The organism is Micromonospora echinofusca (assembly GCF_017614955.1).
GTDB lineage: Bacteria > Actinomycetota > Actinomycetes > Mycobacteriales > Micromonosporaceae > Micromonospora > Micromonospora echinofusca_A.
In genome coordinates this window covers 1-24,065 of record NZ_WVUH01000040.1, presented here as the reverse complement: position 1 = coordinate 24,065, position 24,065 = coordinate 1, and the positions used below count along the sequence as shown (strand labels likewise).

Sequence of the window (24,065 nt, the reverse complement as noted above, 5' to 3'; positions counted from 1 at the left end):
ATAGAAGCAGTACGAGAATCCTGCTGTGTCAGGTGGGCCGGGCCATCGTCGTGACAGGTGGCCGACCCGCCGAGGGCTGTTGACCGTACGCTCTGACCATGCGGATCGGAATCGTTGTTCTGCCTGACCAGCGCTGGGCCGAGGTGCGGCACCGCTGGCGTCAGGCGGAGGAGTGGGGCTTCGACCACGCCTGGACCTACGACCATCTCGGTTGGCGTGACCTCGTCGACGGGCCGTGGTTCGATTCGGTGCCCACGCTGACCGCCGCGGCGATGGTGACCTCCCGGATCCGGCTGGGCACCCTGGTCGCCTCGCCCAACTTCCGTCATCCGGTGCACTTCGCCCGGCAGGTGACCGCGCTCGACGACATCTCCGGCGGCCGGGTGCTACTGGGTCTCGGAGCCGGTGGGATCGGTTTTGATTCGGCCGTACTCGGCGGGGAGACGCTGCCGCCCAGGCAACGGGTCGACCGGTTCGGTGAGTTCACCGAGCTGCTCGACCTGGTGCTACGCGAGGACGGGGTCACCTGGCGCGGTGACTGGTTCGCCGCCGTGGACGCGCGGAACAACCCGGGCTGCGTACAACTGCCCCGGGTGCCCTTCGTCATGGCGGCCAACGGGCCCCGTTCGATGCGGTTGGTGGCACGCTTCGGACAGGGCTGGGTGACCACGGGCGTGAGCGGGGACGATCTGGAAAGCTGGTGGGGCTCGGTCGCCGAGCTGTCCGACCGGATGAACAAGGCCCTGGCCGTAGCCGGCCGGGATCCGGCCACCCTGGACCGCTACCTGTCGCTGGACTCCGCGCCGGTCTTCTCGCTGAGCAGTCCGACCTTCTTCGCCGACGCGGTGACCCGCGCGGCCGGGCTCGGCTTCACCGACGTGGTCACCCACTGGCCGCGCGCGTCCAGCTGGTACGCCGGGGACGAGAGGGTACTTGAGGAGGTGGCGGCCGGGCTGCTGCCCGAGTTGCGCCGGCTCACGCCTGAGCGCGGCTGAGGCCCCGATAACGGGCGGCAGTTCGACGCGCGTCTCACTAAGATCAGCCCACCACATCGGCAGAATGGCTGTCGATGGTCCTCGGAGGTGGGTCATTCTGCCAAAGCGTCATCTGGCAACGGTCCTGACAGCAGTCGTGGTGGGTGCCGGTCTGGTCGTCATCACCGGCCCGGCATCCGCCGCCCGTCAGTCGACCGCAGCCCGGATCAACTGGGCGTACACCGACGCCTCACAACCTCACACCTCGTTCTTCCGGAGTGAAGACGATCGGGCGCCGGTCGGCAAGTCGGTGGACACTGCCGGCCAGGAACACGAGTTCCGTTCGTACGTCACCTACGACCTGACGTCGTACCGTGGCCAGAGGATCATCTCGGCCGGCTTCACGGCAGGCGAGAGTGCAGTGGTCAACTGTGCCAAGCCGGCCCCGGTGGAACTGTGGGTGACGGATCCGGTCAGCGAGACCACCACCTGGCAGAACCCGCCGGTGGAACGGACCCGGGTCGGCACCGTCGTGATGGGTGGCGAACGGGAATGCCCGGACCGCTACCACCAGTTCGACGCGGTGTCGGCCGTCCGGGCGGCCGTCGAGGCGGGCCAGAACCAGATCACGCTGGGACTGCGCATCGCCGACGGTGCGGAGAGCAGCGGAGAGCTGGGACGCCGCCTCAGCCTGTCGGCCCTGACGGTGGTGTCGAACACCCCACCAGCGGTACCGACCGAGCTTGCCACCTTCGGTACACCGTGTGCCGGCCCGGACGACGCCCCCTGGTACGGCGGTAGCCCGAGGCTGAGTGCCCGGTTCGACGACGCCGAGGGCAGCCAGGAGCGGCTCCGGCCGACCTTTGCCTGGTGGCCGGTGGCGGACCCGGCTGCCCGCCAGGAGGTGACCCAGACCGCGCAGCCGCCCGGGGTGATCAGGCACCAGGTGCCGTCGGATCCCCCGTTGGCCGAGGGGCTGTGGGCGTGGGCGGCCCGTTCCCAGGATTCCGATGCCGTTTCGGACTGGTCGCCGACCTGCTACTTCAACGTAGACCGGCACGTTCCCGCTGCCCCCGTGGTCACGTCCGACGACTACCCGGCGGACAACACGCCGCACGGTGGTCCCGGGATCGTGGGTACCTTCCGGATCGACCCGGCGGGCTCGACCGACGTGGTCCGTTACCGGTGGAGCCTCAGCGGAGTCGGCATGGCCGAGGTGCCGGCGCCGTCGATGGGAGCCGGCACCACCATCCAGGTGGCCCCGGTCACCTACGGCACCAGCATCCTCGAAGTGCAGTCCTACGACCGGGCCGGCAATCCGTCTCGTACCACCCTTTACGAGTTCAGGGTCCGGGACACCGCTCCCGAGGTGACCGTCGAGGAGGGCGGGGTCGACCTGCCCAGCCGGGTGACCATGCGTCCCGGGGTGGCCGGCGTGACCGAGTACCGGTACCGGATCGGCGACGGCCCGGAGGTGACCGTCCTGGCGGCACCGGACGGTACGGCGAGCACCGAGGTGACCTTCCGGGCTCTCGGTGCGACCGACCTGGTGGTGGCCAGCTACACCGCAGCGGGGTTGGTAGGCACCCGGACCGTCTCCCTCCGGGTCACCGACGCGCCGAGAGTGACCTCCGACCGGCAGGAGGGGTCGTACCACCTCGGTCTGGTCGGCGAGCCGACGGTCTTCACCCTCAGCCCCGGGCGCCCGGGCGTGGTGCGGTACGAGTACCAGGTGGACGACAGTCTGCCGTTCGAGTCCGTGCCGGCGGACGGGACCGGCGCGGCGACGGTGACCTGGACGCCGACCGAAGCGTGGTACTACCGGATGGTCGTGCGGAGTGTGGGTACCGACGGCACCGTCTCGGAGGTGCGCTACCTCAACCTCCAGGTCCGGGACACCCGACCGTACGTCTCGTCGTTCGTCTACGACCCGCCGGACAGCCCCCAGGGTGGGGTCGGGGTGTCGAGCGTCTTCTGGCTCTACTCGGAGCCGGGGGGCGTGACGGAGTTCGTCGTGCGGCTCAACGGTGGCGCCGAGATCACGGTTCCCGCGTCGAACGGCAACTACGCGGAGATCGAGCTGGCCCCGGACCGGGTCGGTGCGAACGTCCTCACCGTGCGCGCCCGGTACGGCGACGGCACGCTGTCACCGGCCCGGGAGTGGACCTTCCTGGTGGCCGGCTGACCACGGTTCCGGGCGGGTCGGTGTCGAGCCGGCTGACCACGGCTCCGGGTGGGTCGGGGCCGAGCCGGCCCACCCGGAACCGAATCGGGTAGCCGGGTGACCGGCATGCCACTCGTCAGGGTGCAGGTCCCCGGCCCGGAGCAGGGCGTGCAACCCGAGGTCGCGTGCCTGTTCGGGTGGGCAGTCGGCGACCAGGGCGGCCGAACCGACCCAGTGTGCGCCGCGTACCACGCAGATGTCCCGGACCGCCCGGAGCTGCGCGCCGCTCGCCACCCAGTCGTCGACCGCCAGCACCCGGTCGCCGGGGCCGAGGTGCCGGTCGAGGATGCCGAGCCGGACCTGCCGTCCCCGGTAGTCGGGTGGGCTGTCGGCCCAGGTCACCGCGCCCGGTAGCCGTCGCTCGGCGGGTTTGTGCGCGACCGCGAAGCCGACGCCCAGGGCGGCGGCGGCCAGTGGGCCGAGCAGCAGTCCGGTGACGGCCGGCGCGATCACCACGGTGGGCGGCGTCGAGCGGAACGGGGCGACCAGGGCGGGCCCGATCCCGGCCAGGATGTCCGGATCGCGCCACCAGCCGGAGGTGTCGCTCACCAGGTGACTGCTGTGCGGTCCCGGGTCCACCCAGGTGAACGACTCGGCGAGGCGGCGGCTCAGCGGCGTGGTCACCCGCCCATCCTCGGCGACCCGGGTCGTCCGACCCACGCGGCCTCGGATGATCGGCTACACGTTTCACCGCAAATGCGGATCAATCTACGTGATCACGTTGACTTCGGAAGTGCTCCTCTCGTTACGGTCCGACCCGATCGGACGTACGAGAAGGGACGGGATCGTGACCGGAAAGCACTCCCGAGCAGGCATTTTCCGTACGCCGGTGGGCATCGTGGCGACCGCCGCGGTGGCCACGGCGGTGACCATCGGAGGTGCCTTCGGCGCGATCCAGCTCACCTCGGCCGAGAGCGGCGCCGCGCCGGTACCGGTGGAGAGCAGTGCCGGGCCGGTCCCGACGCTGAGCAGCCCGGCGACCGGTGCGCCGGCCGCGAGCCCGAGCGCGAGCCCGAGTGCCAGCCCGAAGGTGACCCGGTCACCTCAGCGGGCCTCCCGGGCGACGACCCGGACGGCGGCCCCCCGCCCGACTCCGAAGGTGACGAAGACCACCGCGAAGCCGGTCGCCCCGAAGGTGTTGGAGAGCGGCTCGTGTGGTGCGTCGTTCTACAGCGAGGGACAGTTGACCGCCAACGGCGAGACCTTCGATCCGTCGGCGATGACCGCCGCACACAAGACGTTGCCGTTCGGTACGAAGGTGCGGGTGACCAACCCGTCGACCGGAGACTCGGTCACCGTCCGGATCAACGACCGTGGCCCGTTCATCGACGGTCGTTGCCTCGACCTGTCCCGGGCGGCGTTCGCCGCGATCGCCTCGCTCGACCTCGGACACCTGACCGTCCGTTACGAGGTGCTCGGATAACTGCTCGTCACGGCTGACGTGGGTACACCGGGTGGACAGAACCGGATCGGACGACGGGCCAGGTTCATACCCTCCCGGACATCCATCAGGCATGCTGTTCGGCGTACGCATGCATGCCTTCCAGTCGGGCCGCCGCCCGCTGAGCCCTGGATCCCGCGCCGGTCTCGGCGCGGCCCTTGTCCTGCTCGCACTCGTCTCGGCGGTGGAGATCGCCGACGGACCCCAGGCCCACTACATCGCCCTGTTCGTGGCGGCGCCGTTCCTGGCCGCCGCGCTCGCGCCCTGGCGGGTGGTGCTGGGGGTGGGTGCCGGCGCGACCATGGTCGGGGCGGCGTTCGTCCTGGCCGAGGAGCGGGTCTCGCTGGACAACGCGGTCAGCGTGGTGGTGATCGCGCTGGCCACCGGGATCGCGGCTGCGGTCGCGGCGGTCCGGCAGCGGCAGGCGGAGCAGATCGCCGAACTGTCCCGGCTGGCGGCCGTGGCCCAGCAGGCGGTGCTGCGGCCCCTCGGCCCGCAGGTGGGCACCCTGACGGTCGCCGGCCGGTACATCTCGGCGACCGCGACCGCCGACATCGGTGGCGACCTGTACGAGGTGATCGACACCCCGTACGGGGTCCGCATGATCATCGGTGACGTGCGGGGCAAGGGGCTGGACGCGGTCCGGTTGGCCAGTATCGTGCTGGGTTCCTACCGGCATGTCGCCTTCGAACGGGCCGACCTGCGGGCGATCGTGACCGATCTGGACCGGGCCGTGGCGCGCAGTGTCGGTGACGAGGACTTCGTCACCGCCGCCCTGGTCGAGGAGCGGGGCGGCACCCTGACCATCGTGAACTGCGGGCACCCGGCGCCGCTGCTGCTGCGGCGCGGGCAGGTGATCCCGCTGGAGCCGCCCGCGCCGGCTCCGCCGTTGGGGTTCATGCCGGTGGTCCGCCCCCGGGTGGAGCGTCTGGAGCCCGGGGACCGGCTGCTGCTCTTCACCGACGGGCTGGGCGAGGCGCGGCGGGACGGCGAGTTCTTCCCGACCGCCGACCGGGCCTGGCGACTGCTCGGCCACGGTACCGTCGGCGACGGGCTGGCCTCGTTGGAGACCGCGCTCGTCGAGTGGGTGCACGGCCGGCTCGACGACGACATCGCGCTGGTGCTGATGGAGTACACCGGTCCGCGTACCGGGGGCGGTTGTCCGGTGCCGAGCTGGGAGCTGGGCGCCGCCGAGGCGTAGCCCCACCGGTCCGGGCCGGGCGTGACCGCCCGGTCCGGGCCGGGGCGTGACCGGCGGATCGTGGTGGCATGAGCGGCGCTGTCAGGTCCGGATCAGGTGCAATGTCAACTTTGTGATCGTCGTCACTTCTATCGACGGCTTGTCGATACCTACCCGTGAGTAATACAGTCGGAGTTACTGATCGGTAACACCTGTCCGGAAGCGGGGCCAGCGCACATGACCCACTACAAGAGCAACCTCCGGGACCTTGAGTTCAACCTCTTCGAGGTCTTCGGTGTCGACCGGTTGTTCGGCCAGGAGCCGTACGCCGATCTCGACCTGGACACGGCCCGCAGCTTCATCGCGGAGGTGGACCGCCTGGCCCGGGAGGACCTGGCGGCCAGCTACACCGACAGCGACCGCAACCCGCCGGTCTTCGACCCGGCCACGCACACCGCACCGCTGCCCGAGTCCTTCAAGAAGTCGTACCGGGCCTTCATGGACTCCGAGTTCTGGCGGCTGGACCTCCCGCCGGAGCTGGACGGCACCAACGCGCCGCGCGCCCTCTGGTGGTCCCTCGCCGAGCTGGTGCTCGGCGCCAACGCCCCGATCTGGATGTACGCCTCCGGCCCGTCCTTCGCCACCACCCTGCTGCGCGAGGGCACCGAGCAGCAGAAGAAGTGGGCGAAGCTCTTCGTGGAGAAGCAGTGGGGCTCGACCATGGTGCTGACCGAGCCGGACGCCGGCTCGGACGTCGGCGCCGGGCGTACCCGCGCCATCCCGCAGCCGGACGGCTCGTGGCACATCGAGGGCGTCAAGCGGTTCATCACCTCGGGTGAACACGACCTCGCCGACAACATCATCCACTACGTGCTGGCCCGCCCGGTCGGCGTCGAGGGCGTCGGCGGCCCGGGTACGAAGGGCCTCTCCCTCTTCGTCGTGCCGAAGTTCCACTTCGACGAGAACACCGGCGAGCTGGGTGAGCGCAACGGCGTCTACGCCACCAACGTCGAGCACAAGATGGGCCTGAAGGTCTCCAACACCTGCGAGGTGACCTTCGGCGAGCACGGCGTACCGGCCAAGGGCTGGCTCCTCGGCGAGGTGCACGAGGGCATCCGGCAGATGTTCCTGATCATCGAGTACGCCCGGATGATGGTCGGCACCAAGGCGATCGCCACCCTCTCCACCGGCTACCTCAACGCCCTGGAGTACGCGAAGAACCGGGTACAGGGCGCCGACCTGCTCCAGATGGCCGACAAGACCGCCCCCCGGGTGACCATCACCCACCACCCGGACGTGCGCCGGTCGCTGATGCTCCAGAAGTCGTACGCCGAGGGCCTGCGCGCCCTGGTCTGCTACACCGCGAGCTGGCAGGACAAGGTGGCGCTGGCCGAGTCGGCCGGCGACGAGAAGGCCACCAAGCTCGCCAAGCGGGTCAACGACCTGCTGCTCCCGCTGGTCAAGGGGGTCGGCTCGGAGCGGGCGTACGAGCTGCTCGGGCACGAGGCGTTGCAGACCTTCGGTGGTTCCGGCTTCCTCCAGGACTACCCCCTGGAGCAGTACGTCCGGGACGCGAAGATCGACACCCTGTACGAGGGCACGACCGCGATCCAGAGCCTCGACCTGTTCTTCCGCAAGATCGTGCGGGACAACGGCAAGGCGCTGATGGCGGTGGCCGGCGAGATCCAGGAGTTCATCGCCTCCGAGGGCGGCAACGGCCAGCTCAAGGAGGAGCGGGCCGCGCTGGGCCGGACGCTGGCCGAGGTGCAGACCATGCTGGCCACGATGACCGGCTGGCTGGGCGAGGCCCAGGGTGGTGACGCCCGGGCGCTCTACAAGGTCGGCCTGAGCAGCCGTCGGTTCCTGCTCGCCATCGGTGACCTGGTCGTCGGCTGGCTGCTCCAGCGGCAGGCCGACGTGGCGCTGCGTGCCCTGGCCGGCGAGGTGTCGGCGACCGACCGGTCCTTCTACGCCGGCAAGGTGGCGGCGGCGAAGTTCTTCGCCCGGGAGGTGCTGCCCCGCATCGGCGCCGACCGCCGGATCATCCAGTCCACCGACCTGGACGTGATGGACCTGCCGGAGGACGCGTTCTGAACCGGAGGGTGATCTGCTGACGAACGCCGTACGGCGACCGTCGGGTGACGAAGCGGCCGGCGAGCTGATGCTCGCCGGCCGCCGCGTTATGGTGGAAGCAGCAGCACCCTGATTTGTCGTGAAAAGTAGGGGAAAGCCCAGAGCCACCGCACGGGGGAGTGCAGCGCACATGGGCATCGGAAGCGGCATTTTTCTCATCGCAATAGGCGCGATCCTGACATTCGCCATCAGAGCGAACGTCTGGTGGATCGACCTGCGCGCAGTCGGCTGGGTGTTCATCCTGGCCGGTCTCGCCGTCCTGCTGACCACCCTCTGGTTCTGGCAGGACCGGCGCAAGCGGGCCCGGACTCTCATCGTCGAGGAGAACCGGCTCTCCCATCCGACGGCGATGATGCCACCGCCGCCCGACCCGCCGCCGCCCACCGCACCACCGAGCTGACCGCCGGCTGGGCCACCGCATCACCGAGCTGACCGCCGACCGGGCCAGCGCGCCACCGGTCGACGGCGGCCGTGGGCGGCGCCCGGTTGCCGCTCAGCGGCGCGCGGTGTGTGCCCTGACCAGCGGAGCCGCGCCCGGACCGAGATCCGCCCAGGCGGCCCGGACCCGGTGCACGGCAAGTCCCGCCGTACGCAGCCCTGTCTCGTCGACCCGGCCGGGGTCGAGCAGCCCGGAGAGCAGCGAAACGCCCGGGTTGTGGGCGACGAGCAGCACGGTGGACACGGCCCGGTCGACGGCCCGGACGAGTTCGAGCAGCTCGGCCGGGCTGGCCGCGTACGCCGTCGGCTCGTAGCGGACCTCCGGGCCGCCGACGGGGACGTCCACAGCCGGTCGGTCCGCCCCGCCGGACAGACCGAGGGCCACCCCGTGCCAGGTCTGCCGGGTCCGCGCAGCCGGCGAGCAGATCACCACCGTCGGCAGGTACCCGTGGTCGGCGAGCCAGGCCCCGGCGGCGAACGCGTCGGCCCGGCCCCGGACCGCCAACGGGCGCTCCGCGTCCGCCACCCCCGGCGGGCTCTCCGCCTTGGCGTGCCGAAGCAGGACCAGTGTCCGTTCCGTACCCGTGCCCTCCGTCATGGCTCCAGCCTGCCTGATTGGGAATCGCAGTGTCGGGGTAAGTCGATGTGTGCCGCAACCTCATCCGTGGCCGCGGCGGGTACTGGACGCCAGCTTGAAGCCAAGGAGGGCGAAGAAGTGGGCATCGGTGGAAGCATCTTCCTGATCGCGCTGGGTGCGATCCTCGCGTTCGCGGTGGACGCCGACCTGGGCTGGCTCAGCCTGAGCACCGTTGGCTGGGTGCTCATGCTCGCCGGGCTGGTCGGACTGATCATGACCGCGTGGTTCTGGCAGAGCCGTCGGCGTACCGTCGTCGCCGCCCCGGTCCGTGAGGAGCGGGTGGTCCCGGTCCAGGACGACCGGGTGGTCGAGGAGTACCGCGAGGTGCGCCGCCCGGGCCGCACCTACTGACCCGACGCCGGGCCGCACCTGTCGACCCGGTCCCCTGAACCGCAGAGGCCGGGAACCCGCACGGGTTCCCGGCCTCCGCCGTGCCTCGCCCGGCCTCCGCCGTTTCTGCTGCCCGGACGCCCGGCCGCGCTCAGCGGACCGGTGTGCGTTCAGGCGTACAGGGCGAAGTAGATCGCGATGTGGTGGCAGATCGCTGCCACCAGGGTGCAGGCATGGAAGAACTCGTGATGACCGAAGACGGTCGGCCACGGGTTCGGGCGGCGCAGGGCGTAGAAGACGGCACCCACGCTGTAGACCGCGCCTCCGACGATCAGCAGTACCAACGTGGTCACCCCGCCGTTGCCGAGGATGTCCGGCAGCACCGCGACCGCCACCCAGCCCAGGGCGAGGTAGAGCGGCGCGGAGACCCAGCGCGGCGCGTGCGGCCAGACCAGTTTCAGGGCCACCCCGGCCAGGGCACCCCCCCAGACCAGCGACAGCAGCAGGGTCGCCTTGCCGGTCGGCAGGAGCAGGGCGCAGAACGGGGTGTACGTGCCGGCGATGAACACGAAGATCATCGAGTGGTCCATCCGGCGCATGACCTGGTAGCCCCGCTCCGACCAGACCCGTCGGTGGTACAGCGCGCTGGTGCCGAAGAGCCCGCAGACGGTCAGACTGTAGACCGCACAGCTCACCAGGGGCGCCCAGCCGGGGCGGGTGGCCGCCAGGGAACAGAGGACGATGCCGCAGACGAGTGCGGCGAAGAACGCGTACGTGTGCAGCCAGCCGCGCATCCGGGGTTTACCGATGTCGACCGGCTTCAGCCGCAACGGGGCAGAGGTCGTCACGACCTTAGGTTACGGCACCGTAGGTTACTTCTAGGTAGTGCAACTCGTCACCACGGTTACGGCAGGATGGCCCTATGCGGATCCGACCCGTCGGGGCGTACGCGCTGCTGCTCGACTGCGCCGACCAGGACGAGGCCCTGGCCTGGCACGACGAGCTGTGCCGCCGCCGCGACACCGGTGACCTGGCGGTCGACGAGATCGTGCCGGCCGCCACCACCGTCCTGCTCGACGGGCTCGCCGACCCGGCCGCCACCGGCCGGACCATCGCCCGCTGGACCCCCGCAGTGACCCGCAACCCGGCCGGCGGCCAGCAGGCTCTCACACCGCGTTCCGCCGGACCGCACGCCGCCGCGCGGTACTCCGACGCGCCGTACGCCCCCGGGCCGACCGTCGACATCCCGGTCACCTTCGACGGTGCCGACCTGCCCACGGTCGCCGGACACTGGCAGGTCGACGTACCCGCCGTGGTCGACCGGCTGCGGCACACCCCGTTCCGGGTCGCCTTCTGCGGGTTCGCCCCCGGCTTCGGCTACCTCACCGGGCTCCCGGCACACCTCGCCGTGCCCCGACTCGCCACCCCCCGGCCCCGGGTACCGGCCGGCTCGGTGGCACTCGCCGGACCCTACGCCGGCATCTACCCCGGTACCTCGCCCGGCGGGTGGCTGCTCGTCGGCCGGACCGACGTGCCGCTGTTCGACATCCACCGGGAACCCCCGGCCCTGCTCAGCCCCGGCACCCGGGTCAGACTGGTGGACGCGTGATCGAGGTTCTGCACGCCGGAGCCCTCACCACCGTCCAGGACCTCGGCCGCCCCGGGTACGCCCACCTCGGCGTACCGCGCTCCGGCGCCCTCGACCGGCCCGCCCTGACCCTGGCCAACCGGCTCGTCGGCAACCCCGGGCAGACCGCCGGCCTGGAGATCACCCTCACCGGCTGCGTACTGCGCTGCACGACCGCCGGCACCATCGCGGTCACCGGCGCCCCGGCCCCGGTGTGGATCGGGGACCGGCCCGGCGACTGCGGCCGGCCGCTCGCCGTACCGGCCGGCGCCCGGGTACACATCGGGCCGGCGCAGGCCGGACTGCGGTCGTACCTCGCCGTGGCCGGGGGCATCGCCGTCGAGCCGGTCCTCGGCAGCCGTGCCACCGACACCCTCAGCGGCCTCGGCCCGGCGCCCCTGCGCGACGGGGACCGGCTGCCCGTCGGACCGGCCACCGCACCACCCGCCCCGGTGGACTTCACCCCGACCGTGTCCCCCGGAGCCGAACTCCGGCTCCGCATCCACCTCGGCCCCCGCGACGACTGGTTCACCGACACCGCGATCGACCGGCTGCTGCGCACCGCGTACACGGTCAGCCCGGTCAGCAACCGGGTCGGCGCGCGACTGACCGGCGCGACCCTGCCCCGCGCGGTCGCCGGGGAACTCCCCAGTGAGGGACTGGTCCTCGGCGCGGTGCAGGTACCGGCCGACGGCCAACCACTGGTCTTCCTCGCCGACCATCCCACCACCGGCGGATACCCGGTGATCGCCGTGCTGGACGACCCGACTCCGCTCGCCCAGGCCCGCCCGGGGACTATCGTCCGGTTCCATGGACCTCAACGCTGACCTCGGAGAAGGCTTCGGTGCCTGGCAGCTCGGCGACGACGCCGCACTGCTCGACCTGATCACCTCCGCCAACGTGGCCTGCGGCTTCCACGCCGGGGACGCGGTCACCATGCGACGGGTCTGCACCCGCGCCGCCGAACGGGGGGTCGCGGTCGGCGCCCAGGTCGGCTACCGCGACCTCGCCGGCTTCGGCCGGCGGCACATCGCCTACGCCTTCACCGACCTGCGCGACGAGACGGTCTACCAGCTCGGCGCGCTGGAGGCGTTCTGCCGGACCGCCGGTACCCGGGTCCGCTACCTCAAGCCGCACGGCGCGCTCTACCACGCGGCGGCCACGGACGAGGCGCAGGCGGCGGCCCTGGTCGCCGCCGTCTCGGAGTACGACCGTGACCTGCCGGTGCTCTGCCTCGCCGGCTCGGTACTCGCCCAACTCGCCACCGGCGCCGGCCTGCGGGTGGTGGCCGAGGGCTTCGCCGACCGGGGCTACCAGCCCAACGGGGCGCTGGTGCCCCGCACCGCACCCGGCGCCCTGCTCACCGACCCGGCGGCGGTCGCCGCCCAGGCGGTCCAGTTGGCCACCCAGGGGACCGTGACCGCCGTGGACGGCAGCACGATCCCCTGCCCGGTCGAATCGATCTGCCTGCACGGCGACACACCGGGCGCGGTGCACGCCGCCGAACTGGTCCGGGCGGCGCTGGTGGAGGCGGGCGTGGGGCTCACTTCGTTCGCGTAAGGAAGGGCCCCCTGTTAACGCTTCCGGTATAGGAAGGGGCCCTTCCTAACACCTCAGGCGTCCAGCCCCCGCAGCACCAGGGGCAGCCGGTCGGCCCCACCCGGTACGACGCGTACCGGCACGCCCCAGTCCTGCCGGGTCAGGTGGCACGCGCCGTGTTCGTCGTCCACGTCGCAGGTGGCCGCCTGAGCGGTCACCTGGAGCACCCCGCCGGGCACCGCACCGTCGACCACCAGCCGCCGGGACAGGTCGGTACCGGTACCCGCCCCCTCGCGCAGCAGCTCGGGCGGGGAGGCCGACACCTCCAACCGGGTGGACGGGCCGTACGTCTCGTCCAGCTTCTGTCCCGGCGCCGGGGTGAAGATCACATCCAGGGTCAGCTCGCCGGCCCCCACCTCGGTCGGCGGACGCTCGGTACGGTGCCGGGGGCCGTCGACGTGTACCCCGGCGGCGGACAGCGCACCCGGCGCCAGCCGGGTCAGCCGGTGCGCCGCCGACTCGACCACCACGACCCCACCGTCGGCGGTCAGCACGACGTCACTCGGCTCGGCCAGCCCGTCGACGACCGTGGCGACCGTACCGGCCGTCGGGTCGAAACGGCGTACCGCTCCGTTGTAGGTGTCCGCGACCAGCACCGAGCCGTCCGGCAACGCGCACACCCCGAGCGGATGTTGCAGCAGAGCGCCGTCGGCCGGGCCGTCCACGTGCCCGAAGTCGAAGAGACCCTGCCCCACGGCGGTACCCATGGTGCCGTTCTCGACGTACCGCAGGGCACTGGTCTCGCTGTCGGCGATCCACAGCCGGCTCCCGTCGGCGGAGACCGACAGCCCGGAGGGCTGGGCCATCCACGCCTCGGCCAGCGGGCCGTCGCGCAGCGCCTCCACCGTGGTGCCGGCGTACATCCCGGCGGTCCGCCGGATCGGGTCGAACCACCAGAGCTGGTGGATGCCGGCCATCGCGACGACCACCCGGTTGTCGTACCAGGCGACGTCCCAGGGGGAGGAGAGGTCGACGGAGAGCGCGTCGTGCGCGTGGTCGTCGACCGTCGAGCGCCACTGCCGGCCGGTACCGGCCACGGTCACCACCTCACCGGTGGCCAGCCGTATCCCGCGCAGCAGGTGGTTGACGGTGTCCGCGACCACGATGTCGTACCCGGCCACCTCGGCGGTGTGCGCGGGCAGCCGGCAGAGCCCCTGCGGCTCGGAGAAGCGGGCGGTGGCGGCGGACCCGTCCGTCCGCCCCCGGTCACCGGTACCGATCCGGCGCCGCACCGTCTCACCGTCGGCGTCCAGTTCCACGATCGAGTGCCGGGCCGAGTCGGAGACCAGCAGGCCACCGTCGTCGAGCGCCACCGCCTTGCCGGGGAAGCGCAGGGTGGTCGCCGGTTCGGCCGGTGGGACGTACGGGCCGTCGCCCCGGTGCAGGGTGCCCTTCGCCTCGTGTGTGACGATCAACTCGTCGATCAGCCGGGACAGTCCCTCGGCGTGACCCTCGCCGGCCATCGTGGCGACGACGTACCCCTCCGGGTCGACCACGCAGAGGGTCGGCCAGGCCCGCGCCGCGTACTGCTGCCACATCCGCAGTTCCGGGTCGTCCAGCACCGGATGGTGCACGCCGTACCGCTCGACGGCCGCCGCCAGCGCGTCCGGGTCCTTCTCGTGCTCGAACTTCGGCGAGTGCACCCCGACGACGACGAGGACGTCGCCGTACTTCTCCTCCAGCGGGCGCAGCTCGTCCAGGACGTGCAGGCAGTTGATGCAGCAGAAGGTCCAGAAGTCGAGGACGGTGATCCGGCCTCGGAGGTCCTGGAGGGTCAGGTCCCGTCCGCCGGTGTTCAGCCACCGGCGGCCCTTCAACTCGGGCGCACGGACGCGGGGCGAAGCAGCCATACGATCACCCTGCCACGTCGCGGCCGGAGACGACCCCGAGGGTCGCAACGAGTCCGGGCGCCGATTCGGGTACGGGCTGTTCGTTGCCCGGACGGCTCTGGTACCGCCCGTTGGCCGACAGTCCCGCCTCGCAACAGTACCCGGGCTAGTAGCCTGTCGAGGTGCATCGTCTGTGCTAGCACTTCATGATCGGTCCACGCCGTGAGTGGGTTCCGCAGTCACCTCGACCACGGTGGTCATCGCTCACCGCCAGCCGCGCGAACGCGGCCGGCGGGTCAGGTCCACCCAGCCCAGGTAGCGGCGGTACAGCGCGCTGGCGTCGAACGACCGGCCCCGGGCGGTCAGCTCGGTCACTGCGGCGGTGAACCAACCGGCCAGGTGGGTGGCCAGCTCGGCAGGGCGGCCGTAGAACTCGGCCACGTAGTCGATCTGCGCCGGGAAGCACGGCCAGGACTGCGCGCACACCCGGCACGGGTCACCGGGGATCTCGGGCGCATGGATCACCACTGGCTCGGTGGCGGTCATCGCGATGGAGCGGGCTTCGGCTCTGGCGTCGGCTGTGGGGTTGGCTTCGGCTCCGGTGCGGGACGGCGCGGCGGCACGGGCTCGTAGTCACCTGAGTACACGGAAATCTCCTGATCAGACGGGTAGAGAAGGGGCGCCCCGTCGGGGGAGAACCACAGGGCGCCCCATGCTGGTTTCGCCCCCGGCTGCTCTGCTCCAGAAGCGGTCCCGCTGCCGTCGACCATGTCAGCGAGTTACCGGACGTGGACACCCCGCGCATGTGACCATCGAGGGACGTCCAGGAAAGGTCCCTGAGAATGCCTCGCAACGAAACTCTCCGTCGCGCGATACTCGATGCCGGGACGACGACCGCCAGTCTCGCGGAGACGGTGGGGGTGGACGCAAAGACCGTCGAGCGGTGGGTACACAAGGGACGGGTACCGCACCCCCGACACCGGGTCGCGGCGGCGGCAGTGCTCGGGGAGGCGGTAGACGTGCTGTGGCCTGAAGCCGTGCGGCGGGCGGTAAAGACGGGAGCGGACCGTGAGATCGTCGCGTTGTTTCCGCGACGCGCAGACCTACCCCGGACGTTCTTCCGGGACATGATCGTCGGTGCGCGTGAGCGTCTGTGGTTCGGCGGTTATACGTCCTACTTCGTGTGGCTGGAGGTACCTGGCGCAGCAGCCACCCTGGGCACGAAGGCCAGTGACGGAACGGATGTCCGTTTCCTGCTCGGCGACCCGGAGAGCCAGGTGACCACCCAGCGGGATCGGATCGAAGCGACCCCGCTCACACTGTCCACCCGGATCGAGTTGACGCGGGCAGAGATCGCGAAGTCAGGGGCTCCTATCCCCATGCGGTATTCCGACCGCCACATTGGGATGTCGGTGTGGATTTTCGACGATGACGCGGTGGTTGCGACCCATATCGGCGCCGGACTCGGTCAGGAGTCGGTGACACTTCACCTTCGACGTCGAGGCCCCGGTGGCGCCTTCGACCGGTATGTCGAGCATTTCGAGAGTCTGTGGGAATCGTCGCGGGAGCAGTGAACGACTGGCCACATGGCCGGTGCCGGTCAGGGTGGGTCGTATCGCAGCTCGTCGGGGTCACGCGGAAGGCGTGACCCCGACGACGGCGGTCAGCGGGCTGCGGTGGCCGGCTTCAGGCAGAGCACCCGGTTCGTCCCGCTACCGGGCAGGACGACGTGCGGCTGCGTCTTGTCGGTGCACTTCTCCTTGGCGTCCACTTTGGAGACGATGGAGAAGGTACCCGGCTCCCCGCAGGTGGCGGCGACAGCCGAGTTGCCCGACTGCTTGACGCAGGAGTTGACCGCCGGGTCGAAGGCGGCCCCGTCCCCGTCCTTGCCGATCTTGCCGAGCAGCCAGAGCGCGCCGAGCGGTACCACCAGCAGCAGGACGGCTGCGGTGAGTACGGCCAGCAGGACCCGTCCGTTGCGGACCTTCGGCGCCGGAGCCGGCTCGTTCTTCGGTTCGGCGTCCGGCTTGAAGGCGTCGAAGCGACCCTGCTCCGACTCGCCGCCCGGGTTCCACGCCTCGGTCGACTGGCCCCACGCGTCGCCGGGAGCCTCAACCGGCCGGGCCGCCGGGGACGGCACCGCCGGCGCGAGCGCCGTGGCGTCCGGCCCGTCCTGCGGGGACCGTCCGGGTCCAGCGTGTTCCGGGTACCCGGGCAGTCCGCCACCGAACTGGGCGGTGGGCTCGGCAAAGGAGTCGGGATCGCCGAAGCGCTCCGGCCCACCGGTACGGGCCGTGCCCATCGCGCCGGGGGTGTTCGGCTTCACACCGTTGACAGGACGGTTGGTGCCCACCAGGTCCCCGAAGGGGGCGTGGCCCTGGGAGAAGTCCGGGATCGGGGTGGCCGGCGGGGCGACCCGGGCGCTGGCAGCGGCCGGCTGCTGGTCGTACCCGCCGTGCGGAGTGCCCTGGTCGTATCCGCCAGTGTGCGGGGGGTTCGGGTCGTAGCCGCCAGCGTGCGACTGGCCGCTCTGGTCGTACCCGCCGCTGTGCGACTGCCCGCTCTGGTCGTACCCGCCGCCGTGTGGCGCGCTCTGGTCGTAGCCGTTGCCCTGGGACGGAGCGTGGTCGTAGCCGTACCCGGCCGGGGCGCCGTGTTCGGTGCCCGGTCGCAGGTCGCCCGGGTCACCGGGGAGGGGTACCTCCTCCGGCTCCGGCTCGGGGCGGGACGGGCGTCCGTACACCCGGGGCTGCGGCGGCTGGGTCGGCCGTACCGCCAGGTCGGCCGGTGGCATCGCCCGGTTCGGCGTCGGTACGGAGGCACTCGCGGTGACACTGCCGCCCGAAGCGGACGGGTCCGCGCCCATCGACTGGTCGGCGGGCGGTACGGCCACCCGGGCCGAGCCGGCCGACTCGGGCGACATGCGCGGCTGCGGTACCACCGGGGCCTGGTGGCTCTCGGCCTCCCAACCGCCGGAGTTCGCCTCGGCGCCGGGCCAGTGCTGGTCGACGGAGTGGCCCTGGTGGTCGTGGCCGTTGTCGACGGGGTACCCGCCGGTGTCGCCGCGCCGCTGGTCCGGAGCGGGGTACCCGCCGTCGGCACGGTGGTCGGTTTCGGTCCCGGGATAGCCGCTGCCACCCGGGAAACCGGCGCCGGCGGGGTAGCCGTCGTCAACCGGACCGCGCTGCTGCGGCGGGGCGTACCCGGTCGGTGACGGGTGGTCCATCGGCGGCTGGTATCCGGCCGGAGCCTGGTAGTCCATCTGCGACTGGTAGTCCCCCGGGGGGGACGCGGCCAGACTCGCGCCGGGAACGCGCTGCTCCTGGGGCGGGAGCGGGACCGCTCCGGCCGGGGAGAAGCCGGGGGACGGCGCGGGCTGGTAGACCGGGTTGTCCTCGGGGCGGGCGGTGGGTTCCCAACCGCCCGGGGCCGGACTGTTGACCGGCTGTGGCGTCGGCTCCCAGCCGTTCGCCTGGTTCGCGGGCGCCCAGGCGTCCGGGCCGGACGGGGAGGCGGGTGCCTGCGGAGCACCGGACCCAGAGGTGGGGGCGGCTGCTCCCCACGCCTCACCCGGTCCCCATGGTTCGACGGCCGGGACCTCGGGCCGCTCGGGTAGGTCCGCTCCACCGGAGCCACCCGGACCACCCTGGCCTGCCCAGTGGGGCTGACCGGTGGGTGCGGGGCTGTCCCACGAGGGCCGACTGTCCGGGCCGGGCACGGGAACCGACGCGGTCGCCCGGACCGGTCGGGCTGGCTCGGCGGGTACGTCCCAGGCGGGCTGCTCGGCGCGACCGTGGTCCGGTCCGGGACCCCAGCCGGGCTGCTGCCCGACCGGTCCGTGGCCCGCAGCGGGCGCGTTCTCCCAACCGTTCTGCTGCCGCTGCTCCATCGGGGGCGGCGGTGGTGCCCAACCCAGGTCCGGTACGCCGCCGGGGCGTGCTGCTGCCGGCTGTCCGCCGAACGGCGCCGATCCGCCGGCGCCCGGCGCGACCTCGTCCGGCTCGTGGCCGGGGTGGTGCGGGCCCTCGGACGTCATGCGTGCGCCTCCTCCATCACATGTCGGCCGCCGATACCGACCGGGTGCTGTCGGCAGGGTTGTCGGCGTTGCCGGAGTTGCCGGCCGGGTCGGCTCCCCGCACCGTAGCCGGTGCCCGCCCGTCGCGGCCGGGGAGCACGGCCGTCACCTTCTGCCACGGTCCGGTGCCGGGCGGTTGACATCCGCCTGACAGTCTCCGTGGCCGGTGGTGACGACCGAGCCCCACCGTACCGGGCGGTGCGATGAGGGGGAATCCCGGTGTCAAACGGCCCGAAACGCCGACGACCCGCCCGGGGGCCCGGGCGGGTCGTCGATCTGGAGGAGGCGAGTCACGTCCGTTCAGCTCAGCCGGTGCGTCAGGCGCTTTCCTGGCCGGCCGGGGCACCGCCACGCTGCGGTCCCCGTCCGGCGGTGCTGCCGGCGCTCGCGGCTGGGCCGTGTCGCCCGCCGCACCCGGTGCGGGTGCGGGTCGGTCGGGTGCTGCCGCCGTGCGGTGGTCAGCTCCGCTGCCCCGCCGTGCGCCGGGTCAGCCGTACTGCCGCCGTCCGAGCGTCAGCGGAACTCGCGCCGTGCGCGGGTCAGCTGTACTGCCGCTGCGCGATCGCGATGATCTCGTCGCGGACGGCCGGCGAGTTCGCGGAGCGCAGGGCGCGCTCGATGGCCCGGGCCCGGCGGTTGGCGTCGCGGCGGTGGCGGATGCGGTCGATCATGCTCATTGGTCTCTCCCCCTGGCTATTCGGTTGTCAGCCCGTCGTTGATGTCTCTATTGAACAGCACCGACGACCCTCCGCGCCAACGATTATTAGGTGAGCTGCAACACCAGCCTACGAATCGAAGGTTTGGAAGGGTGTCCAGTGAAGATTTGAGCCATCCAATGGTTACGGCCGGTGTGCCGGGAGTTAACCCGGCACACCGGCCGTAACTACTCGACCGCGCGGCGTGGAACCCAGCCGGAGCCGGGTCAGGTCCAGGCGAGCAGCGCCGCCTCCGGATCGGTCAGGAACGCGCCGATGTCCCGGAGGAACTTCGAACCCAGCTCGCCGTCGATGATCCGATGGTCGAAGGAGAGCCCGAGGGTGGTCACCTGACGTGCGCGCACCTTGCCCTTGTGGACCCAGGGCATCTCCCGCACGGCGCCGAAGGCGAGGATCGCCGACTCGCCGGGCGGCAGGATCGGGGTACCGGTGTCCACGCCGAACACCCCGACGTTCGTGATGGTCAGCGTGCCGCCGGACATGTCCGCCGGGGAGGTCCGGCCGGCCTTCGCGGTCTGCACCAGCGCCGTCATCGCGTCCGCCAGTTCGCGCAGGGTGAGCCGGCCGGCGTCCTTGATGTTCGGCACGATCAGCCCACGCTCGGTCGCCGCCGCGATGCCGAGGTTGACGTAGTCCTTGACCACGATCTCGTCCCCGGCCCAGGTCGAGTTGACCATCGGGTGCCGGCGGACCGCGAGCAGCACCGCCTTGGCGACCAGCAGCAACGGCGACACCCGGACGTCCCGCCACTCGGGACGGGTCCGGAGCCGGTCCAGGGCCTTCATCGCCCGGGTCACGTCGACGGTCAGGAACTCCGTGACGTGCGGCGCGGTGAACGCCGACGCGGACATGTTCTCCGCCGTCAACTTTCGGACACCCTTCACCGGGATGCGCTGCTCCCGGCTGGCGTCGAAGACCGCCGCCACGGTGGCGCGGGCCGGCGTCACCGCCGGCTCGGCCGTGGTGGCGGCAGCCGCCCGCTGGACGTCCTCCCGGGTGATCGAGCCGAGCGGGCCGGACCCGGTCAGCCCGCCCAGGTCCACGCCGAGATCCTTGGCGAGCTTGCGTACCGGCGGCTTGGCGAGCACCAGACCGCCACCCGGTACACCCGACCCGTTACGTCGATCATGGACTTGTGGTGCCTGGTTCAGGGGGCTCTGGGCGGGTTTGTCGCCCACCACAACTCCATGATCGGCAGCACCCTTGCGGGGGCGCCGCTTGGCAGCCGCGGTACGCGGGCCGTACCCGACCAGCACGGCGGTCCGGCCACCCGGGGCGGGACCACCGATCAGCCCCGGCTCGACAGCACCCTCCGCCGGGGCGATCTCCACGGCGGCCAGCGAAGCGGCCGACGGGACCGGCAGGACGTCGTCCGGCTGGCCGGTGGTGCTGATCGGCCCACCGGCACCGGCCGGCTCCAGCGGCCCGGCGTCCGGCTGCGTGTCGATCGCGATGATCGGGCTGCCGACCTCGACGGTCGTGCCCTCCTCATGGAAGATCGTCTGCACCCGACCGGCCCACTTCGCCGGGATCTCGACAGCCGCCTTGGCCGTCTCCACCTCGACGATCGGCTGGTTGAGCTCGATCACGTCACCGACCGAGACCAGCCACTTGAGGATCTCGCCCTCGGTCAGCCCTTCGCCCAGGTCGGGCAGGTTGAACTCCTTGACCCGTGACATCGCGCTCACCAGCCGAAGGTGCGGTCGACGGCGTCGAGCACCCGGTCGAGGTCCGGCAGGTACTCCTCCTCCACCCGGGCCGCCGGGTAGGGGGTGTCAAAACCGGTCACCCGCAGCACCGGGGACTCCAGGGAGTAGAAGCACTCCTCGGTGACCCGGGCCGCAATCTCCGCGCCCAGACCCAGGTTCCCCGGGGCCTCGTGCACCACCACACACCGGCCGGTACGGCGTACCGACTCGTACGCCGAGGAGAGGTCGAGCGGGGAGACCGAGCGGAGGTCGATCACCTCCAGTTGCCGGCCGTCCTCCGCCGCTGCGGTGGCCGCGTCCAGACAGGTCCGCACCATCGGCCCGTACGCCAGCACGGTGACGTCCGTACCGGTCCGGGCCACCCGGGCGGAGTGCAGCGGGTACGCGCCGTCGAGCGGGGCGTCCAGGTCGACCGGGCCCTTCTCCCAGTAGCGCCGCTTCGGCTCCAGGAAGACGACCGGGTCCTCGGAGGCGATGGCCTGCTGGATCATCACGTACGCGTCCTGCGGCGAGGCGCAGGAGACGACCTTCAGGCCGGCGGTGTGCGCGAAGTACGCCTCCGGCGACTCCGAGTGGTGCTCCACCGCGCCGATACCGCCACCGAACGGGATCCGGATCACGATCGGGATGTTGAGCTTGCCCCGGGACCGGTAGTGCATCTTGGCGACCTGGGACACGATCTGGTCGTACGCCGGGTAGACGAAACCGTCGAACTGGATCTCGCAGACCGGCCGGTAGCCCCGGATGGCCAGGCCGACCGCGGTACCGATGATGCCGGACTCGGCGAGCGGGGTGTCGATCACCCGCTGGTCGCCGAAGTCCTTCTGCAGCCCGTCGGTGATCCGGAAGACGCCACCGAGCTTGCCGACGTCCTCGCCCATGATGACGACCTTCGGGTCGTTCTCCAGGGCGCGCCGCAGGCCCGCGTTCAGGGCCTTGCCGAGGGTGAGGGTCTCCGTGGCCATCAGTGCGCGCTCCCCTCGAACGACTCCATGTACCGGCTGAACTGGGCACGCTGCTGGTCGAGCAGCGGGGACCCGTTCGGGTAGACGTGGTCGAACATGCTGACCGGCTCCGGGTCCGGCATGGCCAGCACCCGTTCCCGCAGGTCGACCGCCTCCCGGCGGGCCTGCTCGTCGACCTCGGCGAAGAAGGTGTCGTCGGCGAGCTGCTGTTTGACCAGGAACGCCTTCATCCGGGCGATCGGGTCCTTGGCCTGCCAGGACTCGACCTCACTGGCGATCCGGTACCGGGTCGGGTCGTCGGAGGTGGTGTGCGCCCCCATCCGGTACGTGTACGCCTCGATCAGGCTCGGCCCCTGGCCGTGCCGGGCGTTGTCCAACGCCGTCCGGGTGACCGCGTACGAGGCGAGCACGTCGTTGCCGTCCACCCGTACGCCGGGGAAGCCGAAACCGGCGGCCCGCTGGTAGAGCGGGATACGGGTCTGTTTCTCCAACGGCTGGGAGATGGCGTACTGGTTGTTCTGGCAGAAGAAGACCAGCGGCGCGTTGAACACCCCGGCCCAGACGAACGCCTCGTTGACGTCGCCCTGGCTGGTGGCGCCGTCGCCGAAGTAGGCGATCACCGCCTCGCCGTCGTCGCTGCCGGTCCGACCGTCGATGTTGACGCCCATGGCGTACCCGGTCGCGTGCAGGGTCTGCGCCCCGATCACGATCGTGTACATGTTGAACTTGAACTCGTTCGGGTCCCAACCGCCCTGGTCGACGCCACGGAACAGGCTGAGCGGCATGATCGGGTCGATGCCCCGGCAGTAGAGCACGCCGTGCTCACGGTAGGTCGGGAAGGCCATGTCCTGGGTACGCAGCGCCCGTCCCGAGCCGACCTGGGCGGCTTCCTGGCCGAGCAGGCTGGCCCAGAGGCCCAGCTCGCCCTGCCGCTGCAACGCGGTCGCCTCGGCGTCGAGCTTGCGGACCAGGACCAGGTCCCGGTAGAGCCCGCGGTACTCCTCGTCGGTGAAGTCGACGCGGTACTCCGTACCGTCCGGGCCGACCGCACTCTCGATCCGGTCGCCCTCCGGCGTGAGGAGCTGTACCAGTTCGGGGTCGCCCACGCGACCTCCCGCCGCTCGTTTCGACCGGGGTGCGGCCCGCCTGCTGCGGGCCGTGACCCCGGGGTCGCCCTTTGCCATCCGTCTCTCCCTGTGGTGTGTGCGTCGGCACCGGGGGTGACCCGACCGCGCAACTCGTGCGCCTGCCCGGCTGCTGCCGGACCGGTTTCCTGGCGGCCGCGCCTAGCCCCGGTGGGGGTTGCCACGCGGCGTGAGCCGGGTTCTGGCCGAACCCGGTTCGGGAGCGCCGGCGCCCAGCCGCGCCTGCCGCGGGATGCGCGGAGGCCACGGCTGCGTTGCCGTCGGGTCCATATTCGCAGAGCAGGTGAGCGGCCCCACATAACGGCCTGGCGAAGAACTTGAAAACGGCCCGCTTGATCCCCATATCACCGGATAATCCGGTCGGATCGGCGGCGCGAACAAAATCGCGTGTCGACACGCTGTGCGGATCTGGCCAACCCAGGGTGACTGGTACACCCTGGGTGGGGAGTCGGTCACCGGTGGTGTGGCCGCTCCGGCAGGCGGCAGGATCGAGACGGGGAGCCCGGCGGTGTCGGAACACGAGGAGTTGAACCCACCCCTGCTCGGGCGGCACCGGGTCGGGGGCGGGACCAGCTACCGGCGGGTGATCGGCGCCCACCGGGCCCAGGGGCTGGCCGGGCCGCCACGCGGGTACCTGCTCACCGTGGCCCTGCTCGCCGGTACCGCCTCGATGCCGATCCTCGCGGCGATCAGCGCCGATACGGCCACCATCGGCGGTACGGCCCTGCCCGACGGGGTCACCCCGTTCATCCCACCACCCTCGGTCGGGCCGGTGGTCGTTCCGCAGCCACCGACCGCCGTACCGGCTCCACCGCCCCCGCTGCGCCTGCCGGCGGAACCGGCCGCTCCCACCGGGTGGCGGGCGCTCGCCGACACCGCGTCACCGGACCATCCGACCGGACCGCACCGGCAGTCGCCGTCCCCGCCCGGCGACCCGGTGTACCGCCCGCCGGTCGGGCCGTCCCCACGACCGTCACCCGACCCGTCACCGCGCCCCAGCGGGAGTCCTGCCCCCGGTCCGGGACCGACCGGGAGCCCCGATC

Annotated in this window: 21 protein-coding genes and 2 pseudogenes; 12 read left to right on the top strand and 11 right to left on the bottom strand. The window is 71.6% G+C overall.

The features are described 5' to 3' along the window. The first annotated feature begins 98 nt into the window (after positions 1-98). Both GSF22_RS07625 and GSF22_RS07620 read left to right on the top strand, forming a co-directional pair. On the top strand, positions 99-995 hold the full coding sequence (locus GSF22_RS07625) for an LLM class flavin-dependent oxidoreductase (RefSeq protein ID WP_208812261.1): 897 nt from the start codon (positions 99-101) through the stop codon (positions 993-995). Between the two features lie 139 nt (positions 996-1,134). Next, a complete protein-coding gene (locus GSF22_RS07620; protein WP_208812259.1) occupies positions 1,135-3,159 on the top strand; it encodes a hypothetical protein in 2,025 nt (674 codons plus the stop codon). A 117-nt stretch (positions 3,160-3,276) separates the two neighbouring features. Here GSF22_RS07620 and GSF22_RS07615 read toward each other — a convergent pair. Beyond that, a pseudogene (locus GSF22_RS07615) lies at positions 3,277-3,822 on the bottom strand (phosphoribosyltransferase family protein); the annotation flags it as partial. A 163-nt stretch (positions 3,823-3,985) separates the two neighbouring features. Between GSF22_RS07615 and GSF22_RS07610 the strand changes: the two are divergent. From GSF22_RS07610 to GSF22_RS07595, 4 genes are all read left to right on the top strand, one after another. Next, positions 3,986-4,621 (top strand): septal ring lytic transglycosylase RlpA family protein, encoded by a 636-nt coding sequence (locus tag GSF22_RS07610; protein WP_307803824.1) that lies wholly within the window; start codon positions 3,986-3,988, stop codon positions 4,619-4,621. A gap of 91 nt (positions 4,622-4,712) precedes the next feature. After that, the gene (locus tag GSF22_RS07605) at positions 4,713-5,840 is read left to right on the top strand and encodes a PP2C family protein-serine/threonine phosphatase (protein WP_208812253.1); all 1,128 of its coding nucleotides are present in this window, start codon (positions 4,713-4,715) and stop codon (positions 5,838-5,840) included. 216 nt (positions 5,841-6,056) lie between these two features. Next, on the top strand, positions 6,057-7,913 hold the full coding sequence (locus GSF22_RS07600) for an acyl-CoA dehydrogenase (protein WP_208812251.1): 1,857 nt from the start codon (positions 6,057-6,059) through the stop codon (positions 7,911-7,913). 169 nt (positions 7,914-8,082) lie between these two features. Continuing rightward, positions 8,083-8,352, top strand: coding sequence for a DUF6458 family protein (locus GSF22_RS07595; RefSeq protein ID WP_088996804.1), 270 nt, complete (start codon positions 8,083-8,085; stop codon positions 8,350-8,352). A gap of 93 nt (positions 8,353-8,445) precedes the next feature. On the opposite strand, the gene GSF22_RS07590 is transcribed toward GSF22_RS07595, so the two are convergent. Next, on the bottom strand, positions 8,446-8,988 hold the full coding sequence (locus tag GSF22_RS07590; RefSeq protein ID WP_208812249.1) for a SixA phosphatase family protein: 543 nt from the start codon (positions 8,986-8,988) through the stop codon (positions 8,446-8,448). A 117-nt stretch (positions 8,989-9,105) separates the two neighbouring features. On the opposite strand from GSF22_RS07590, the gene GSF22_RS07585 reads away from it, so the two are divergent. Continuing rightward, positions 9,106-9,378, top strand: coding sequence for a DUF6458 family protein (locus GSF22_RS07585; RefSeq protein ID WP_208812247.1), 273 nt, complete (start codon positions 9,106-9,108; stop codon positions 9,376-9,378). A gap of 149 nt (positions 9,379-9,527) precedes the next feature. Here GSF22_RS07585 and trhA read toward each other — a convergent pair whose 3' ends face one another. Continuing rightward, positions 9,528-10,205: a PAQR family membrane homeostasis protein TrhA gene (gene trhA / locus GSF22_RS07580; protein ID WP_208812245.1), complete on the bottom strand. Its 678-nt coding sequence runs from the start codon at positions 10,203-10,205 to the stop codon at positions 9,528-9,530. A 74-nt stretch (positions 10,206-10,279) separates the two neighbouring features. On the opposite strand from trhA, the gene GSF22_RS07575 reads away from it, so the two are divergent. From GSF22_RS07575 to GSF22_RS07565, 3 genes are read left to right on the top strand one after another with little or no spacing between them, the layout of a single operon-like run. Further along, the gene (locus GSF22_RS07575) at positions 10,280-10,966 is read left to right on the top strand and encodes a 5-oxoprolinase subunit B family protein (RefSeq protein WP_208812243.1); all 687 of its coding nucleotides are present in this window, start codon (positions 10,280-10,282) and stop codon (positions 10,964-10,966) included. Beyond that, positions 10,963-11,811 carry a biotin-dependent carboxyltransferase family protein gene (locus tag GSF22_RS07570; RefSeq protein WP_307803822.1) on the top strand — a complete coding sequence of 283 codons (849 nt, stop codon included), beginning with the start codon at positions 10,963-10,965 and terminating at the stop codon, positions 11,809-11,811. Before GSF22_RS07575 ends, GSF22_RS07570 begins: the two co-directional genes overlap by 4 nt. Then, entirely contained in the window at positions 11,795-12,544 is a 750-nt protein-coding gene (locus tag GSF22_RS07565; RefSeq protein WP_208812238.1) for a LamB/YcsF family protein, read from the top strand. Before GSF22_RS07570 ends, GSF22_RS07565 begins: the two co-directional genes overlap by 17 nt. Positions 12,545-12,597: 53 nt before the next feature. On the opposite strand, the gene GSF22_RS07560 is transcribed toward GSF22_RS07565, so the two are convergent. Together GSF22_RS07560 and GSF22_RS07555 are read right to left on the bottom strand one after the other, a co-directional pair. Next, positions 12,598-14,433: an NHL domain-containing thioredoxin family protein gene (locus tag GSF22_RS07560; RefSeq protein ID WP_208812236.1), complete on the bottom strand. Its 1,836-nt coding sequence runs from the start codon at positions 14,431-14,433 to the stop codon at positions 12,598-12,600. A 243-nt stretch (positions 14,434-14,676) separates the two neighbouring features. Then, the gene (locus GSF22_RS07555) at positions 14,677-14,958 is read right to left on the bottom strand and encodes a hypothetical protein (RefSeq protein ID WP_208812234.1); all 282 of its coding nucleotides are present in this window, start codon (positions 14,956-14,958) and stop codon (positions 14,677-14,679) included. A 374-nt stretch (positions 14,959-15,332) separates the two neighbouring features. On the opposite strand from GSF22_RS07555, the gene GSF22_RS07550 reads away from it, so the two are divergent. Then, positions 15,333-15,986, top strand: a complete 654-nt coding sequence (locus GSF22_RS07550; protein ID WP_307803819.1) for an XRE family transcriptional regulator — start codon at positions 15,333-15,335, stop codon at positions 15,984-15,986. Between the two features lie 89 nt (positions 15,987-16,075). Here the strand turns inward: GSF22_RS07550 and GSF22_RS07545 are convergent, their stop codons facing one another. The 6 genes from GSF22_RS07545 to pdhA all read right to left on the bottom strand — a co-directional run bounded on the left by GSF22_RS07545 (position 16,076) and on the right by pdhA (position 23,061). Further along, a complete protein-coding gene (locus GSF22_RS07545) occupies positions 16,076-18,448 on the bottom strand; it encodes a hypothetical protein (protein WP_208812232.1) in 2,373 nt (790 codons plus the stop codon). 16 nt (positions 18,449-18,464) lie between these two features. Then, positions 18,465-18,596, bottom strand: a complete 132-nt coding sequence (locus tag GSF22_RS35345; RefSeq protein ID WP_280116795.1) for a hypothetical protein — start codon at positions 18,594-18,596, stop codon at positions 18,465-18,467. Positions 18,597-19,026: 430 nt separating this feature from the next. Further along, positions 19,027-19,164, bottom strand: coding sequence for a hypothetical protein (locus GSF22_RS07540; RefSeq protein WP_208812230.1), 138 nt, complete (start codon positions 19,162-19,164; stop codon positions 19,027-19,029). A gap of 245 nt (positions 19,165-19,409) precedes the next feature. Further along, positions 19,410-20,882: a dihydrolipoamide acetyltransferase family protein gene (locus GSF22_RS07535; protein WP_208812272.1), complete on the bottom strand. Its 1,473-nt coding sequence runs from the start codon at positions 20,880-20,882 to the stop codon at positions 19,410-19,412. A 5-nt stretch (positions 20,883-20,887) separates the two neighbouring features. Beyond that, positions 20,888-21,877 carry an alpha-ketoacid dehydrogenase subunit beta gene (locus GSF22_RS07530; RefSeq protein WP_208812228.1) on the bottom strand — a complete coding sequence of 330 codons (990 nt, stop codon included), beginning with the start codon at positions 21,875-21,877 and terminating at the stop codon, positions 20,888-20,890. Further along, entirely contained in the window at positions 21,877-23,061 is a 1,185-nt protein-coding gene (gene pdhA / locus GSF22_RS07525) for a pyruvate dehydrogenase (acetyl-transferring) E1 component subunit alpha (protein ID WP_208812227.1), read from the bottom strand. The genes GSF22_RS07530 and pdhA overlap by 1 nt, the downstream gene beginning before the upstream one ends. Before the next feature lie 469 nt (positions 23,062-23,530). On the opposite strand from pdhA, the pseudogene GSF22_RS07520 reads away from it, so the two are divergent. Then, positions 23,531-24,065: pseudogene (locus tag GSF22_RS07520) on the top strand (hypothetical protein); the annotation flags it as partial.